The 16041-nt window shown below is 70.4% G+C and carries 14 protein-coding genes; 7 read left to right on the top strand and 7 right to left on the bottom strand.

The genetic code is table 11. The annotated features are described in order from the left end of the window. The first annotated feature begins 61 nt into the window (after positions 1-61). Positions 62-760: a class I SAM-dependent DNA methyltransferase gene (locus IU450_RS16130; RefSeq protein ID WP_195150597.1), complete on the top strand. Its 699-nt coding sequence runs from the start codon at positions 62-64 to the stop codon at positions 758-760. Positions 761-862: 102 nt separating this feature from the next. On the opposite strand, the gene IU450_RS16125 is transcribed toward IU450_RS16130, so the two are convergent. Then, positions 863-2377 carry a DNA polymerase Y family protein gene (locus IU450_RS16125; protein WP_195150756.1) on the bottom strand — a complete coding sequence of 505 codons (1515 nt, stop codon included), beginning with the start codon at positions 2375-2377 and terminating at the stop codon, positions 863-865. A gap of 271 nt (positions 2378-2648) precedes the next feature. Continuing rightward, positions 2649-3437: a hypothetical protein gene (locus IU450_RS16120; protein ID WP_195150596.1), complete on the bottom strand. Its 789-nt coding sequence runs from the start codon at positions 3435-3437 to the stop codon at positions 2649-2651. Between the two features lie 394 nt (positions 3438-3831). Here IU450_RS16120 and IU450_RS16115 point away from each other — a divergent pair, with 394 nt between their 5' ends. Then, the gene (locus IU450_RS16115) at positions 3832-4953 is read left to right on the top strand and encodes a serine/threonine-protein kinase (protein WP_195150595.1); all 1122 of its coding nucleotides are present in this window, start codon (positions 3832-3834) and stop codon (positions 4951-4953) included. A 36-nt stretch (positions 4954-4989) separates the two neighbouring features. Here the strand turns inward: IU450_RS16115 and IU450_RS16110 are convergent, their stop codons facing one another. Together IU450_RS16110 and IU450_RS16105 are read right to left on the bottom strand one after the other, a co-directional pair. Further along, positions 4990-5625: a response regulator gene (locus IU450_RS16110; RefSeq protein WP_043720224.1), complete on the bottom strand. Its 636-nt coding sequence runs from the start codon at positions 5623-5625 to the stop codon at positions 4990-4992. A gap of 109 nt (positions 5626-5734) precedes the next feature. Next, a complete protein-coding gene (locus IU450_RS16105; protein WP_195150594.1) occupies positions 5735-7054 on the bottom strand; it encodes an ATP-binding protein in 1320 nt (439 codons plus the stop codon). Between the two features lie 212 nt (positions 7055-7266). Between IU450_RS16105 and IU450_RS16100 the strand changes: the two genes are divergently transcribed. From IU450_RS16100 to IU450_RS16090, 3 genes are all read left to right on the top strand, one after another. Beyond that, positions 7267-8976 (top strand): PspC domain-containing protein, encoded by a 1710-nt coding sequence (locus IU450_RS16100; protein ID WP_195150593.1) that lies wholly within the window; start codon positions 7267-7269, stop codon positions 8974-8976. Next, positions 8969-9184 (top strand): hypothetical protein, encoded by a 216-nt coding sequence (locus tag IU450_RS16095; RefSeq protein ID WP_195150592.1) that lies wholly within the window; start codon positions 8969-8971, stop codon positions 9182-9184. The genes IU450_RS16100 and IU450_RS16095 overlap by 8 nt, the downstream gene beginning before the upstream one ends. Before the next feature lie 112 nt (positions 9185-9296). After that, positions 9297-9437, top strand: a complete 141-nt coding sequence (locus IU450_RS16090) for a hypothetical protein (RefSeq protein WP_195150591.1) — start codon at positions 9297-9299, stop codon at positions 9435-9437. Between the two features lie 61 nt (positions 9438-9498). Here the strand turns inward: IU450_RS16090 and guaA are convergent, their stop codons facing one another. Continuing rightward, the gene (guaA, locus tag IU450_RS16085; RefSeq protein ID WP_195150590.1) at positions 9499-11073 is read right to left on the bottom strand and encodes a glutamine-hydrolyzing GMP synthase; all 1575 of its coding nucleotides are present in this window, start codon (positions 11071-11073) and stop codon (positions 9499-9501) included. Between the two features lie 120 nt (positions 11074-11193). On the opposite strand from guaA, the gene IU450_RS16080 reads away from it, so the two are divergent. After that, positions 11194-11994 (top strand): alpha/beta fold hydrolase, encoded by an 801-nt coding sequence (locus IU450_RS16080; protein WP_195150589.1) that lies wholly within the window; start codon positions 11194-11196, stop codon positions 11992-11994. A 247-nt stretch (positions 11995-12241) separates the two neighbouring features. Here the strand turns inward: IU450_RS16080 and IU450_RS16075 are convergent, their stop codons facing one another. Next, a complete protein-coding gene (locus IU450_RS16075; RefSeq protein WP_195150588.1) occupies positions 12242-13405 on the bottom strand; it encodes a GuaB3 family IMP dehydrogenase-related protein in 1164 nt (387 codons plus the stop codon). Between the two features lie 295 nt (positions 13406-13700). After that, positions 13701-15245 carry an IMP dehydrogenase gene (gene guaB / locus IU450_RS16070; protein ID WP_195150587.1) on the bottom strand — a complete coding sequence of 515 codons (1545 nt, stop codon included), beginning with the start codon at positions 15243-15245 and terminating at the stop codon, positions 13701-13703. A gap of 227 nt (positions 15246-15472) precedes the next feature. On the opposite strand from guaB, the gene IU450_RS16065 reads away from it, so the two are divergent. After that, entirely contained in the window at positions 15473-15886 is a 414-nt protein-coding gene (locus tag IU450_RS16065) for a DUF5319 domain-containing protein (protein ID WP_039795739.1), read from the top strand. Positions 15887-16041 lie beyond the last annotated feature (155 nt).

Here is a 16041-nt window from a genome sequence, read left to right as displayed (position 1 = left end):
CTGTTTCGATCGGCTCGGTAAATGCCTGGCGCGGGAGTGAGCTCGGAACAATACTCGCGGCATGCCCTCCTTCGCCGATTTCGACCGCCGCGACTACCGCACCGTCGACGTTGCCACGGGGTACGACGGTTGGGCGCCCACCTACGAGCAGACGGTCCTGGACGAGATGGATCTCGCGCTGCTCGGGCGGCTGCGACTGGACCTCGCCCGAGTGCGGCGCGCTGCCGACCTCGGCTGCGGCACCGGGCGGACCGGAACTTGGTTGCGCGAGCGCGGAATCACGCACATCGACGGGGTCGACGTGAGCCGGGGAATGCTGGCGTTGGCCGCCGAACGCGGCGCCCACACCACGCTGACCCGCGCGGACGTGCGGGCCACCGGTCTGCCGGAAGGCACCTACGACCTGGTGATCGCCTCGCTGATCGATGAGCACCTCCCGGAGTTGGCGCCGTTCTACGCGGAGGCGTGGCGCCTGGCCGCACCTGGCGCCCGCTGCGTTCTGGTCAGCTATCACCCCCAATTCATCATGGTGTCCGGAATGCCGACGCACTACACCGATCCCTCCGGCGAACCGGTGGCGATCAGCACGCATCTGCACCTGATCAGCGAGCACCTGTCGGCGGGTCTCGCCGCCGGGTGGACCCTCACCGAAGTCGCCGAGGCAGTGGTGGACGACGCGTGGCTGGCGCGCAAGCCGAAATGGGCCGCCCTACGCGGACATCCGTTCACCTTGGCGACGGTGTGGTCACGTCAGGAGTGAATCCGGCGCCGATCACGACCCACTCGGCACTCCCGCATCTGATCGATGGATGCAGCCGAACAGAGCCGGCGCCTATCGATCACAGAGTTCTGCTGAGGCCGGTCAGTCGTAAAGTCCCTCGGCGCGCCAGGTTTCGTCGTGATAGATCAGCAGCAGGACTTTGTCGGCGGCGGGGGCGTCGTCGAGTTGGACTTGTGCGCGGGCGGTGAATTCCGTGTCGTCCGAATCGGGTGCCCACCAACGCTCGTCCACCGGCCACGGTCCCGCCCAGCCGGTCAGCCGCCACTGTCTGCTTCCCCAGCGCAGCAGGGCGGGGTCGGCATCGAACATGGCGCGATCGGTGACTTTGACAAGCGCGCCGTCGGCGGCTTCCAGCCGTACCGGTGGACGGTTCAGCAGGAGCACGGCGGGGGCGGGCTCGGGCAACCGGCCCGGCCAGGGCTGCGCGGGGTCGGCCGCGGGGACGAGTTCGTCACCCAGCGCGACCATGGTGATGCGTTCGGCGGGTCCGCGTCCGCCGCTGAGCACGCCGACCCGCACCGCTTCCCCGCCGAGCAGCCCTTGCACCCGGATCAGCGCCCGGCGGGCGCGATCGTCCTCCTCCCCCGCTCCGCCCCACAACCCGAGTTGCAGTGCGCCCGCCGTGACCACCTCGACAGGTTCCAGCCGCAGCACGGTGATCGGCGCGGTGGGCCGCGCGCCGTCACGCCGGGTGAGCCAGCCGTCCAGCTGCCAGCGCACCCGGTCCGCCGTGCCTTCCGGCGTGAGCGGCTCCGCACATCGCCAGATCCGCGAAAGGTCCTCCCCCGCCGCGGTTTCCGCGTGCACCGAGAGCCTGGTGCAGGCCAGCCCCGCGCCCGCCAGCGCGCTGTGCAGCCGGGTGGCGAGCAGGCGTCCGGCGAAGGCGGCCGCGTCGACCCGCTCGATCGGGGGATCACAGCGGTACTCCACCACCAGATCCGGCGGCGGCTGCCGCGCGGAGGGCGGGCGCTCCGGCTCGGCCCTGGCACAGCGATACGCCAGCACCGCATCGGTCCCGAACCGGGAAGCGACCTCCGTCGCGGAAAGAGCGGCGAAATCACCGATCCGGCGCAAGCCCAAGCGGTGCAGCAGGTCGACCAGGTCGGCGCGTTCCGGCGCGGCCAGGCTCGGCTCGACCGCGAGTTCCCCCACCGGCAGCGGTGCGAGAAACCGCGCTCCGGCGCCCGCGGGCACGACAGCGGCGCGCCGGGCCGCGATCACCGCCGTGGACAGCTCGTCGGCGATCCCGATCTGCGCTTCCGCCCCCGCCGCGGCCACCGCGTCGACCAGGCGCTCGGCCGCCGCCTCCTCGGACCCGAAGAATCGCGCCGCACCGCGCGCGCCGAGCACGAGCAACCCGGGACGCAGCACCTCCACGCCGGGCACCGTCGCGGCCACCGCCGCGACCACCGGTTCGAACAACCGCGCGTCCCGATCCGGGTCTTGTTGCGCGAGAAACAACTCCGGGCACCGCCCCTGCGCCTCTCTGCGCTTCAGGCCGCGCCGCACGCCTTCGGCTCGCGCGATCGCCGAACACGCCACCACCCGGTTGGCGAACAGCACCGCCACCGGCCGCGTCGCGGGCAGCCCCGCCATCGCCGCCGCGGCGACCGCGGGCCAGTCCGGGCACCACAGGGCCAGCACCCGCTTCGACCCCGGCCGGATCACGGCGACGCACTGCCTTCGTCCGCCACCACCCGCTGGTTCCCGCGATCGGCGAGTCCTCGAAGACGCGCCACCCCGGCGGAGCCGTGCGGGACATCGCACCAGAGACCCGGCTTCGCTATGCCGCGAGTCTCCGTGGCGCGTCCGAGACCGGCGGAACCAGCGATATCGAATCGCTCGATCGGCGAGCCGGTCAAGGCCCTCACGACACCGCCTCCTGGGTATCGATGGCTTCCACTGGCCGAGCCGCCTTTTCCCGCAGCACCCATTCCACGCGACCCGCGTTCGGGCACAGATCCAGCCGTCCGCGCCGGGGCGGGCCCGCCTTGCCCCGCACCTCGACGGTCAAGCCGAGCGAGCGCAAGCGTCCGCGCCCGCGGCCGAGACCGGTGTAACCCGCGACGCGGGCGTCGAGTTGGAGGGACGCGCCGGGCCAGCGACCGTCGGCGACCACGAGGGTGGCGCCCTTGTTGCGGGCGCGGGCTGCGATCACCCGGCTGCGGGCGGGGGCGACGGCGCCGCCCCCGAGCCCGAGCACGACCAGATCGAGCCCGTCGAGCAGCACCGCGGCCACCTCCACCGGGTCGGGGCCGGGGTCGCTGATCACGGCCAGCCGCCGCAGTTGCGCCCCCATTTCCACCGCGGCCAGCAGACCGAGCCGAGGCATGCCGACCACCGCGGCATGCCCACCCCTCTCGGTCACCGCGGCCAGCAGGCCGGCCAGCAGCGAACTCGCACCCGTGTACGCCACGACGGAACCCTTGACCAAGCCACCATCGGGCAACAGCGGAGCGAGCGCCGCGGGCACCGGCAACGCCGCTCTGGGCGCACCATTGTCGAGCGGGACGCGATGCGCTGCCGATTCACCGCGCCCCGGCACCGCTGCCATGCGTCTGCGCAGCTCATCAAGCGTAGGAGCACCCTGCCGCCCCGCACCGCGCGGCAGCGCGTCCCGATCCACCCCTCCCTGCGACATCGCATCCGAACCCATCTCAACCACCTACTTCCCACGATGGACCCGAGGCGAAGCATGCGGAGCAGCCCTCGCGATTCGAGCGGCAGCACCGATTCAGCTATCGATCGATATCGAATATACGTTCGATACGGACTCAGTAGAAACCGACCCCCGGGTTTCGTCAAGGGTTCAGTCCTCGTGTCGCGGCCGCGGCTCCTCTCGCGCAGTGGCATGGGCCGATGCGAGGCGCAACCGGGAACGCGGCGTGCACTCGGCTACGACGTCCGGCCCCCGTTTATCGGTATGGTGGGTGGCACGCATTCGAACCGAGAGTCCGAGGGCGGGCGCGGCGCGCGATTCGTGCTCATGTCCCTGGCATGCGCGAACACGAATCAGGCCAGCTAGCCCCATTTTCCGCTACCCTCGCACCGTGACCGAACGCGCTCGTCCCACTGTCGGCCCTCAATACCTCGTCGCAGGCCGCTACCGCCTCCAGTCGAAGCTGGGTGGCGGCGGCATGGGCGCGGTCTGGCTGGCCCACGACCGCCTGCTCGACCGGGACGTCGCGATCAAGCAGGTGCTCACCACGGCCGGGCTCGGCGAGGAGGAAGCCGAGGCGGTCCGCAACCAGATCATGCACGAGGGCCGGGTCGCCGCGAAGCTCTCGCACGACCACGCGATCGCCGTGTACGACGTGGTGCTCGAGGCCGGTGAGCCCTGGCTGGTGATGGAGCACCTACCCTCGCGCAGTGTCGCGAAGGCGCTCGCGCTGGTCGACACGCTGCCGCCGATCGAGGTCGCGCAGATCGGCGCCCAGGTCGCCGACGCGCTGGCCGCCGCACACGCGGTCGGCATCGTGCACCGGGACATCAAACCGGGCAACATCCTCGTCGCCGACCGCGGCCCCGGCGTTGGCATGGCGAAGCTCAGCGACTTCGGCATCTCTCGCGGTGCGGGCGAGGTGTCCGACGAACCGGACGGCGTGATCACCGGCACCCCTTCCTACCTGCCCCCCGAGGTGGCGCGCGGAGCGCAGCCGACCAAGGCCAGCGACGTGTTCTCCCTCGGCGCCACGCTCTACACCGCGATCGAAGGGCAACCGCCGTTCGGCTTCGACGAGGACAGCGACGTCATCGTGCACCGCGCCGCCATGGCGCAGATCATCCCGCCGACCCGCAGCGGCGTGCTCACCCAGGCACTGCTGCACATGATGGAACCGGCGCCGCAGCGGCGGCCCACCATGGCCGAGGCGCGGGACGAAATCCTCACCGCCGCTTTCGGTCCCGGCACCGGACCGTACATTCTCGGCGCGCCCGTCCGCACCGAGGACGGAACCATCCCGGCCTGGGCCGCGCGTAATTCGGCGTCCGGGATCCGCAGCCCCCACTCCACGCCGCTCCCCCGCCCGCACCGCAACCACGCCGGGGCGTCCGCGGCCCCACCCGCGCAGCGCGCCAAGAACCCGCAGCCGAGCAACGCCCCCTTGGCCATCGCCGTGGGTCTCCTGATCGGCCTGATCATCATCATCGCGATCATCGTCGCCGTGCTCTGACGTCCTCGCGCGTATGCGAAGCGCCGCGCGGCGTGGTCAGTCGATGCGGCGGCGGTGGGCCCAGCGGGTCAGTGCGTTGCGGTTGGACTGCTGGGTTTTGCGCAACACGTTGGAGGCGTGCGTTTCCACGGTCTTGACGGAGATGAAGAGGGATTCGGCGATCTCGCGGTAGGTGTAGCCGCGAGCGAGCAGGCGCAGCACCTCCAGCTCGCGCGGGGTCAGGGAGTCGAGTTCGGGGTCCAGGGGCGGTTCGGGTACCGGGGACTTCCCGGTGAACGAGTCCAGGACGAAGCCGGCCAGGCGCGGGCTGAAGACCGCGTCGCCACCCGCCACCCTGCGGATGCCGTCGGCCAGTTCGGCGCCCGAAATCGTCTTGGTCACATACCCTCTGGCTCCGGCCCGGATCACCGCGATCACGTCCTCGGCCGCGTCCGACACGCTCAACGCCAGGCACACCGGCCCCGGCTCGATACCGGCCAGCACCGCGACGCCACCACCGTCGGGCATGTGCACGTCGAGCAGGACGACGTCCGGACGCTCGGCGTTGATCCCGGCCACCGCCTCCGCCACCCCACCGGCCTCCCCGACCACCTCCATGTCCGCCTCCCGGCTGAGCTCGGCACGCACACCCGACCGGAAAACGGCGTGATCATCGACGAGAAAGACCCGCACGGCCACCTACTTCTCCTAACTGACCCTTGACCCCCCACCCGTACCACACCCATCCCCCACGCGCTCCCCAGCGCCGCGCGAACAAACAGAATCGGTAAGGAACCGACGACTAGCGAGCGGCTCGAGCCGGCTCTTCGTCCGGGAGCTGGCAACCGGAGTCCGTGCGCGGCATGGTGATCCGGACTTCGGTGCCGCGGCCCGGCGTCGACACGATGTCCACCTGACCGCCACGGCGTTCGATCCGGCCCCGGATGGATTTGGCCAGACCGCGGCGGTCTTCCGGCACCGACGCGAGATCGAAGCCCGAGCCGCGGTCGCGGACGAAGACGCTCACCTGGTGCGGCTCGGCCTCGGCGAACAGGTCGATCTCCGGAACGCCCGCATGTTTGGCGGCGTTGACCAGCGCTTCCCTGCTCGCGCCGAGCAGCGCGGTGAAGTGTTCCTTCGGCAGACCCGATCCGGAGCCCTCGACGTCCATCGATACGTCGCCGACGGTCACCGGCGTCACCTTCACGCCGTGCTGGTCCTCCACCTCGCCCGCGATGGTGCGCAGGGCCGCGGCCAGGCTCGACTGCGCCGGCCCGGAATCCTCGAACAACCACTTCCGCAGTTCCCGTTCCTGGCTGCGGGCCAGCCGCAGCACCTCCTGCGGGTCGTCGGCCTGGCGTTGGATGAGGGCGAGCGTCTGTAGCACGGAATCGTGCAGGTGCGAGGCGATCTCCTCGCGTTCCTCGTTGCGGATGCGGGCGGCGCGCTCGGCGTTCAGCGCGCGCATCATGCGCAGCCACAGCGGAACCGTCAGCAGTCCGGCGCCGATCAGCGTGACCGCCACCGCGAGCAGCGCCGACCCGAGCGAGCTCAGATCGATCCGCGCCAGCACCACCACGCCGAGGCCTGCCACGATCAGCGTCGCCCCGGCGACGATGCGCGACCAGGTCACCACCGAAGGCCGCGCGGGCAGCCCGAGCAGCGAACGCGGCCCGTCGACGTCGTACTCCCGCCACACCAGCGCCGCGCCGACCGCGACCACGATGATCGGCGCGATCACCTTCGCCGCGGTCCCGCTGAACACCCAGGACACAGCGACCGCGAGACCGAGACCGAGCATGGCGAGCCCGATCGCCTGCCGCCGCTCCGCACCCGAAGGCTTCACCTGGTCCGTGCCGCCGGGAGTGAATATCCAGAGCAGTCCATATGCCAGGATGCCCGCCCCGGCCAGCGCGGACAGCAGCACGAACGCCATCCGCACCTTGAACACGTCGACGCCGAGATGGTCGGCCAGACCGCCCGCCACCCCGCCGACGATCCGGCCACCGGAACGGCGGACCATCCGCACCTGCGGCGGCCCGGGAACCGGCGCGGGCGCGGATCCCAGACCGCGGGCAGCGTCGAACCCCCGAGTGTCGAACGCGGGAACAGACGGATACATGTCTTCGATACTGGCACGGTTTCGCAGCTGCCAGCCATCGGTAATCACCCTGATCTTGCTGGACGGCACCCGCCTCGACCAGGCCGAAACGACCGCGCGCCGCCATCCGCCGTGCATAGCTGAATGATTGCTACATCGGTGGATCGGTCCAAAGTGTTCAGGCTGTTTTTCAGGGTTCCCCCCGATGCGCCGACACGGGAATCGGGCACACCATGAGAAACATGACGAAAACGAGCTTCGGCGACCAGGTCCAGCAGATATGGCAGACCCGGCCGGTCCGATTGCCGCGGCAGGGACCCGTCGCGGGCGTCGCGGCGGGGTTCGCACGGCGCTACGAGATCGACCCGGTGCTGGTGCGCGTCGCGTTCGTGGTCTCGACGATCTTCGGCGGCGCGGGCATCGTGCTGTACCTGCTGGCCTGGCTGCTGCTGAGCGCGTCGGGCGACCAAGCGTCCGCGGCCGAGTCGCTGGTCGGCAAGGGCTCCAGCTCGCAGTCACAGACCAAGACCATCGTGCTGATCGTCGCGCTGGCCATCGCCGTGAGCACGATGGGCCCGGTCGGCGTCGGTCTCGGCGGATCCGGCCTGATCAGCCTCGCCCTGATGCTGGCGGGCTGGTGGATGCTGCACCTGCGCACGCCCAATCCGCCGCCCGGTACCGCCGAACTGTTCGGCGGATTCGTCCCCGACGGCGGGATCACCGCCACCGGCTACCCCGGAGCGGTCTTCCCGCCGGGAACGCCCCGGACCGTCGGCGACCTGTACGTGCCGCCGACCGCCGTCTACACGCCGTACACCAAGCTGCCGGATGCCTACGTCCCCGAGACGCCCGCGCATGCCGCGAACGGCGACGCGGCAACGGTCCCATTGAACAAGTTGAACAAGCCCGCGGCAGACGAGCAGGACCCGGCGACCGTGGTGCTGGACAAATCGGCAACCACCCCTGCTGGACCCGAACCGAGCGCGTCCGCCGACGGCAAGAGCGGATCGGACGCGGCTGTCCGCGGCCAGGCCGGTTCGCCCACCACGATCGGCGATCAAGCCGGGCCGCTCACGACCGACAGCGACCGTATCGATCCGTCCGGCAACCAGGCCGGATCGAACACGACCGACGGCGGCCGAGCCGATTCGGCCGCACACGAACCGGTGGCCGCGCCCATCGCGAGAACGTCGCCTGTCGCACTCGACAAAGACGCCGCCGACACACCGGGGCGCACTCCGAGCCCGTACCGCCCCGCGATCATCGGCGGCCCGACCCCACCGTCGTGGGACCCGCTCGGCGTCGCTCCGCTCGCCTGGGACCTCCCGGAACCCACCCCCGTCCGCACCGTCGTCACCCCACCGCAGAAGCGCCCGCGCTCGCGCCTGACGCCCGTGGTGATCGGCCTGGCCATCCTGGCGGCAGCAGGCGCGGGTGCGGCAGCGTCCTCGGGCGTGGAGTGGATGACACCCGGCCGGATCGCCGCGGCGGCGCTGGCCGTGATCGGTCTCGGCCTGGTGCTCGGGGCGTTCCTGCGGCGCGGCTACGGCTTGCTGGTGCTCACCGCGCCGCTCGCCGGGTTCGTGCTGCTCGCCTCCGCGGTCGGTCCGGTCGAGTTCGACCAGGCCGCGATGGGCGACCACACCTGGGCGCCGGCCTCCGCCGCCGAACTGGCGGCGAACTACAAGGTGACCATGGGCTCGGGCACGCTGGACCTGCGATCGGTGAAACTCACCGAGAACCGCACCGTGGACCTCGACGTCCGGATGGGCGAAGCCCGCATCCTGCTGCCCGCCGACATGACCGTCCGAACCAGCTGCACGGCGACCATGGCCGAGGCGCGCTGCGTCGACGGGATCAGCGGTCCGAATGCTCCCGGCGCGCCGGTGCTCGATCTCGACATCGACGTCCGCGCCGGAAACGTGGAGGTGCAGCGTGGCTGAAACCGAGAAGAACACGACCGAATCCCGTCGCGGTCCTGCCGCCTCGCTGCTCATCGCGGGTCTGCTGGCTCTCGCGGTCAGCGCGTGGGCCTTCGTCGGCCCCGCGTCCTGGCCCGCAACCAGCATGATTCCGATCGGTTGGATCGTCGTGCTCGCCGCGATCGTCATCGGCATCGTGCTGGTGATCTCCCCGCGCAAACGACCCTGATCACGCCGAACGGCCCGTCCATCCGGACGGGCCGTTCCACGTTCGTCCCCGAGGTGGAGCGATGGAAACCCGGACCACGCTCCCCTCGTCGTCGTACGACAGGAGAATCCGAATGAACCCCGGCGAACCCACCGATCAGGCGCCCCCGGACACGCGGACCACACCACCGGATCCTCGCCCCCGGCCCGCCACCACCCACGGCGCGCTGCTGGGCCATCTGATCCTGCACAGCGCCTTCCACCGCCCCCGCTGAGCTCGGTCACCCTCCCGCACGATGACGGTGGGCGGCTACCGACCGCCGTGCGGCCGGGAGATCACTCCCACTCGATGGTGCCCGGCGGCTTGCTGGTCACGTCCAGGACCACGCGGTTGACCTCCGCCACCTCGTTGGTGATGCGGGTGGAGATGCGTTCGAGCACCTCGTAGGGCAGCCGGGTCCAGTCGGCGGTCATGGCGTCCTCGCTGGAGACCGGGCGCAGCACGATCGGGTGGCCGTAGGTGCGGCCGTCGCCCTGCACGCCGACGCTGCGGACCTCCGCGAGCAGCACCACGGGGCACTGCCAGATCTGCCGGTCCAGACCCGCAGCGGTCAGTTCCTCGCGGGCGATGGCGTCGGCCCTGCGCAGCGTCTCCAGCCGATCCGCGGTGACCTCACCGACGATCCGGATGGCGAGGCCCGGACCCGGGAACGGTTGCCGGGCAACGATTTCCTCGGGCAGACCGAGCTCGCGGCCCACCGCGCGGACCTCGTCCTTGAACAGCAGCCGCAGCGGCTCGACGAGTTCGAATTCCAGGTCGTCGGGCAGGCCGCCGACATTGTGATGGCTCTTGATGTTCGCGGTGCCGGTGCCGCCGCCGGACTCGACGACGTCCGGGTACAGCGTGCCCTGCACCAGGAACTCGACCTTCGGCGCCGCGCCGTCGGCGTCGCCGTGCTCGAGCACCACCTCACCCACCGCGTCCTCGAAGGACCGGATGAATTCCCGCCCGATGATCTTGCGCTTCTCCTCGGGATCGGTCACGCCCTTCAGCTCACCGAGGAACTTCTCCACCGCGTCGACGGTCACCAGCTTGGCGCCGGTCGCGGCGACGAAATCCTGCTGCACCTGCTCGCGCTCCCCCGCCCTCAGCAGGCCGTGGTCGACGAACACGCAGGTCAGACGGTCGCCGATGGCACGCTGCACCAGCGCTGCGGCCACCGCGCTGTCCACCCCACCCGACAGCCCGCAGATCGCGTGCTTGTCGCCGACCTGCTCGCGTACCGAGGCGATCAGCGAATCCGCGATGTTCGCCGGGGTCCAGGTGGACGGGATGCCGGCCAGCTCGTGCAGGAACCGGCTCAGCACCTGCTGTCCGTGCGGCGAATGCAGCACCTCGGGGTGATACTGCACACCCGCGAGGCGGCGAGCGCGGTCCTCGAACGCGGCGACCGGAGCGCCCGCGGTGGTGCCCGTGACCTCGAAGCCCTCCGGCGCGTCGGTGACCGCGTCACCGTGGCTCATCCATACCGGCTGAATGGTCGGCAGGCCGCCGTGCAGCAAACCGCCGTCGATGTTGAGTTCGGTACGCCCGTACTCGCGGGTGCCGGTGTGCGCGACCGTGCCGCCCAGCGCCTGGGCCATCGCCTGGAATCCGTAGCAGATGCCGAAGACCGGCAGCCCCAGCTCGAACAAGCGCGGATCCAGCTGCGGCGCGCCCTCGGTGTACACGCTGGCCGGGCCGCCGGAGAGGATCACAGCGAGCGGCTGCTTCTCGGCGATCTCCTCCACCGTCGCGGTGTGGGGAACCACTTCGGAGTACACGCTCGACTCGCGAACCCGCCGTGCGATCAGCTGGGCGTACTGTGCTCCGAAGTCGACGACGAGGACCGGTCTCTGGGTTTGTGCCACCCACCCAGTTTAGTGAGCGGCGAAACGAGCGAATCATCGGCACAGCGGCCCCCGCGCGGGAGCCGAGCCGACCGCCCGAATCGTCACGCGCGGCCCGGCTCGCTGGTTATCCTTCTGCTCGTGCCCTTCGCCCGCGCGATCGATGCCGACATCCATTACGAGGACAGCGGCGGGGACGGCCCGGTGGTACTGCTGGCGCACGAGTTCTTCATGGACCGCACCATGTTCGCCGCCCAAACGGCCGCGCTCGCACCGGAATTCCGGATCGTCTCCTGGGATGCCCGCGGCCACGGCCGTACCAGGGACGAGGGCCTACCCTTCACCTACTGGACCGCGGCCAGGGACGCGCTGACCGTGCTCGATCATCTCGGCGCCGAACAGGCCGTCATCGGCGGCACCGCGCAGGGCGGCTTCACGGCGCTGCGCACCGCGCTGATCGCGCCGGAACGCGTCTCCGCGCTGATCTTGATCAGCACCGAGGCGCACGGCCCCACCCCCGAGCAGTCCACCGCCACGCAGAAGTTCCTCGAGCAGTGGTACGACGACGGTTCCCGCGAGCGCGCCGTGCACCAGCTGGCTTCCTGGTTGATCGGCGACGACGAGTGGTACCGCACGATCTGGACCCAGCGGTGGCTGGTGCGCGATCGCCGCGGCATCGAGGTCGCGGCGGGCTGCCTGCTGAGCCGGGACTCGGTACTCGATCGCCTCCGCGAAATCTCCTGCCCCGCTTTGGTGATCCACCCCACACACAGCGGCATGGACCGCGAGCGCGCCCAGGAACTGGCCCTCGGCCTGTCCGGCGCCACGTTCATCGAGATCGCGGACGCGCGCCTGGCGGTGACAATGACCCACCCCGAGCCGGTGAACCACGCGATCCAGCAGTTCCTGCGCGCCAGAACGAAACCGACCCGCGTCCGATGAACCCGCCCGCCACGCCCTCCCAGCCACCACTGGAGAAGCGAGTCTTACGAGCGCCGATCGCGACACATCCCAGCCACTCGGCGATCCCCGGAAAAGCGAGTCTTACGAGCGCCGTTCGCGGCCCGGCTCGCGTTCCAGCCGTCGAAGCGCATGCGCCACAGGCGCGAGTCTCGACCGCTGGAACGCGAGCCATCAAGGGGCCGCGAACACGCAGCGCCGCAGGCGCTGCAAATCAGACCCAGCGCAATCAAGCACGGACGCTCAGGCCGACCCTCTGGAATTCCTTCAGATCCGAGTATCCGGCCTTGGCCATCGAACGTCGCAGTCCGCCAACGAGATTCAGCGACCCGAACGGATCGTCGGACGGACCGAAGAGCACCCGCTCCAGGCTCGGGCGCACGGTGTCGCCGACCGTCTCGCCACCCAGATCCCACGGATCGTCGACGTGCAGCAGCGAACCGCGCGGCACCGACGGGTGCGCGGCCGCCGACGGCCAGTACCAGCCGCGACCCGGCGCCTCGGCCGCCAGGGCGAGCGGAACACCCAGCATGGCGGCATCCGCACCGCACGCGATCGCCTTGGCCAGCTGCCCGGAGGTGGCGACGTCACCGTCCGCGATGACGTGCACGTAACGGCCGCCGGTCTCGTCGAGGTAGTCGCGGCGGGCGGCGGCGGCATCCGCGATGGCCGTGGCCATCGGCACGCCGATGCCGAGCACCTCCCCTGTGGTGGTCGCACCGGGGTAGGAACCGTAGCCGACGATCACACCCGCCGCGCCCGTGCGCATCAGGTGCAGTGCGGTGCGGTGATCGCTCACGCCGCCCGCGACCACGGGCACGTCCAGCTCGGCGATGAAGGTCTTGAGGTTCAGCGGCTCACCGTCGCCGACGTGCTCGGCGGAGATGATCGTGCCGTGCACCACGAGCAGGTCGAGGCCCGCCTGCAGCAGCGCCGGGGTGAGCGTGCGCGCGTTCTGCGGGCTCACCCGCACCGCCACGGTGACACCGGCGGCGCGCACCTGTGCGACGGCGGCGGCGAGCAGATCCGGCTGCATCGGCGCGGCGTGCAGCTCCTGCAGCAGCGCCACGGCGCGCTCGTACCCGCCCTTGCCGACCAGCTCGAGCAACTGATCGATCTTCGCGCCGACATCCGCGTGCCGCGCCCACAGGCCCTCGCCGTTGATCACGCCGAGACCGCCGAGGCGGCCGAGTTCGATGGCGAACTCCGGCGACACCAGGGCATCGGTGGGATGCGCGAGGAACGGGATCTCGAAGCGGTAGGCGTCCAGCTGCCAGGCCAGCGAGACCTGCTTCGACGAGCGGGTCCGGCGCGAGGGGACGATGTCGACGTCGTCCAGCTCGTAGGTACGCCGGGCGGTCCGGCCCATGCCGATCTCCACCATGTCGCGCACGCGAAATCTCCTTAATTTCGGCAGCGCCTGCGGCGCTGCGTGTTCGCGGCCCCTTGATGGCTCGCGTTCCAGCGGTCGAGACTCGCGCCTATGGCGCATGCGCTTCGACCGCTGGAACGCGAGCCGGGCCGCGAACGGCGCTCGTAAGACTCGCGCCTCCAGTGGTTACGTTGTGGGGGGCAGGTGGGCAGCACAGGACGCGCCGCCAACTCCCGCGCGGCGTGCTCACCGCCACAGCCGGTGGGCAAGCTCAATCATGCACGGACCGGTTGGTCCTGTACATGAACCTAGCGGGCTAACCCCGTCCGGTGTAGTTAGGGGCCTCGACGGTCATGGTGATGTCGTGCGGGTGGCTCTCCTTGAGGCCGGCCGCGGTGATCTGCACGAACTGGGCCTCTTGCAGGTGCGCGATCGACTGCGAGCCGGTGTAGCCCATCGCCGCGCGCAGGCCGCCGACCAACTGGTGGATCACCTGGTTGACCGGGCCGCGGAACGGCACCCTGCCCTCGATGCCCTCGGGGACCAGCTTGTCCTCGGCCAGCACATCGTCCTGGAAGTAGCGGTCCTTCGAGAAGGACTTGGCCTGGCCGCGGCCCTGCATGGCGCCCAGCGAGCCCATGCCGCGGTAGCTCTTGAACTGCTTGCCGCCGACCAGGATCAGCTCGCCGGGGGACTCGGCGGTGCCCGCGAGCAACGAGCCGAGCATCACAGTGGACGCGCCCGCGGCGATGGCCTTGGCGATGTCGCCGGAGAACTGGATGCCGCCGTCGGCGATCACCGGGACGCCCGCGGGCTTGCACGCGGCGACCGCCTCCAGGATCGCGGTGATCTGCGGTGCGCCGACACCGGCGACGACACGGGTGGTGCAGATGGAGCCGGGGCCGACGCCCACCTTGACCGCGTCCGCACCCGCTTCGACCAGAGCCGCGGCGCCCGCGCGGGTCGCCACGTTGCCACCGACCACCTGGATCCGGTCGCCGACCTCGGCCTTGACCTTGGTCACCATCTGCAGCACCTGCGCCTGATGACCGTGCGCGGTGTCCACCACCAGCACGTCGACGCCCGCGTCGGCCAGCGTCATGGCACGCGACCACGCGTCCTCGCCGACACCGACCGCGGCGCCGACCAGCAGGCGGCCGTCGCGGTCCTTGGTGGCGTTGGGGTACTGATCGGTCTTGACGAAGTCCTTGACGGTGATCAGGCCGCGCAGGCGCCCGTTGCCGTCGACGATCGGCAGCTTCTCCACCTTGTGCCTGCGCAGCAGTCCCAGCGCGGCCTCGGCGGTCACGCCCTCCTGCGCGGTGATCAGGGGAGCCTTGGTCATCACGTCGGCGACGCGGCGGTCCTGATCCACCTCGAAACGCATGTCGCGGTTGGTGATGATGCCCACAAGCGCACCGGTCTCGTCCACCACCGGAAGCCCGGAGATGCGGAACCTGGCGCACATGGCGTCCACCTCGGCGAGCGTGTCGGTCGGACGACAGGTCACCGGGTCGGTGACCATGCCCGCCTCGGACCGCTTGACCGTCTCCACCTGGGAAGCCTGGTCGGCCGCCGAGAGGTTGCGGTGCAACACGCCCATACCGCCCGCGCGGGCCATGGCGATCGCCATCCGCGCCTCGGTCACCGTGTCCATGGCCGAGCTGACCAGTGGGGTGCGCAGGCGGATCTCCCTGGTCAGCAGGCTGGAGGTCTCCACAGAGCTGGGGATGAGATCCGAGGCGGCAGGCAGCAACAGCACATCGTCGAATGTGAGGCCGAGCATGGCGATCTTGTTCGGATCGTCGCCACCCGTAGGAGGGCGGACTGCGATTCGTTCGCCCGGTACGGGATTACTCATTCGGATCGACCCCTCCTGGACGTCGATAGCGACCGGCGCCGGCAGAACCGGCGCCGTGACGGCTGATGGGATGGACGGTGGTGTTCGGCGGCGATGCGGTGAAGACCCGCCGTAGCCTGTGCTCCATGGTATCTGTCCGGTGAACTCGCCGACGAAGTGAGCCCACCACCGAAACTGGCAGGCCGCATAGCTGGCGCAGACCACCCTGTTCTGCGTACCGTGGGGATGTGCGTGACCATCTACCACCTGGCTTGCCGCCGGATCCGTTCGCCGGAGACCCCTCCGACCCGTCCGCCGCGCTCGACGCCATCGAGCCCGGTGAACCGCTGGATCCCCACGAGCGCCTTGCGGTCGAGGAGGATCTCGCCGACCTCGCGGTCTACGAGGCGCTGCTGGCCCACCGCGGGATCCGCGGACTCGTGGTCAGCTGCGAAGACTGCAGGCAGGACCACTACCACGACTGGGACATGTTGCGCGCCAACTTGCTGCAACTGCTGGTCGACGGCACGGTCCGCCCGCACGAGCCCGCCTACGACCCGACGCCGGAAGCGTACGTCACCTGGGACTACTGCCGGGGATACGCGGACGCCTCGATGAACGAGGCCTTCCACGGCGACGGGTTCGACGGATTCGACGGCTGAGGCCTGCCCGACCTGAACGCACGCGGCCGATCCGAGGGCCGCGTATCGCTGCCGCTGTGATTTTCGACGCACACCATCACGGCGCCGATCGTTTGCCGAAACTTCGGCGCGCCGCCGAGTAACCCTCTGATGCGCGGATTCTCGAACCGTCCGGT

This window comes from Nocardia abscessus (assembly GCF_015477775.1).
GTDB lineage: Bacteria > Actinomycetota > Actinomycetes > Mycobacteriales > Mycobacteriaceae > Nocardia > Nocardia abscessus_A.
Note: the sequence above shows the minus strand (reverse complement) of the source record. Positions and strands in the feature narration are given on the sequence as shown.

Coding starts and splice junctions, on each gene's coding strand:
- IU450_RS16130 (WP_195150597.1), top strand. CDS start 62: ATGCCCTCCTTCGCCGATTTCGACCGCCGCGACTACCGCACCGTCGAC.
- IU450_RS16125 (WP_195150756.1), bottom strand. CDS start 2,377: ATGGCGGGGCTGCCCGCGACGCGGCCGGTGGCGGTGCTGTTCGCCAAC.
- IU450_RS16120 (WP_195150596.1), bottom strand. CDS start 3,437: ATGGGTTCGGATGCGATGTCGCAGGGAGGGGTGGATCGGGACGCGCTG.
- IU450_RS16105 (WP_195150594.1), bottom strand. CDS start 7,054: ATGTATCCGTCTGTTCCCGCGTTCGACACTCGGGGGTTCGACGCTGCC.
- IU450_RS16100 (WP_195150593.1), top strand. CDS start 7,267: ATGAGAAACATGACGAAAACGAGCTTCGGCGACCAGGTCCAGCAGATA.
- IU450_RS16090 (WP_195150591.1), top strand. CDS start 9,297: ATGAACCCCGGCGAACCCACCGATCAGGCGCCCCCGGACACGCGGACC.
- guaB (WP_195150587.1), bottom strand. CDS start 15,245: ATGAGTAATCCCGTACCGGGCGAACGAATCGCAGTCCGCCCTCCTACG.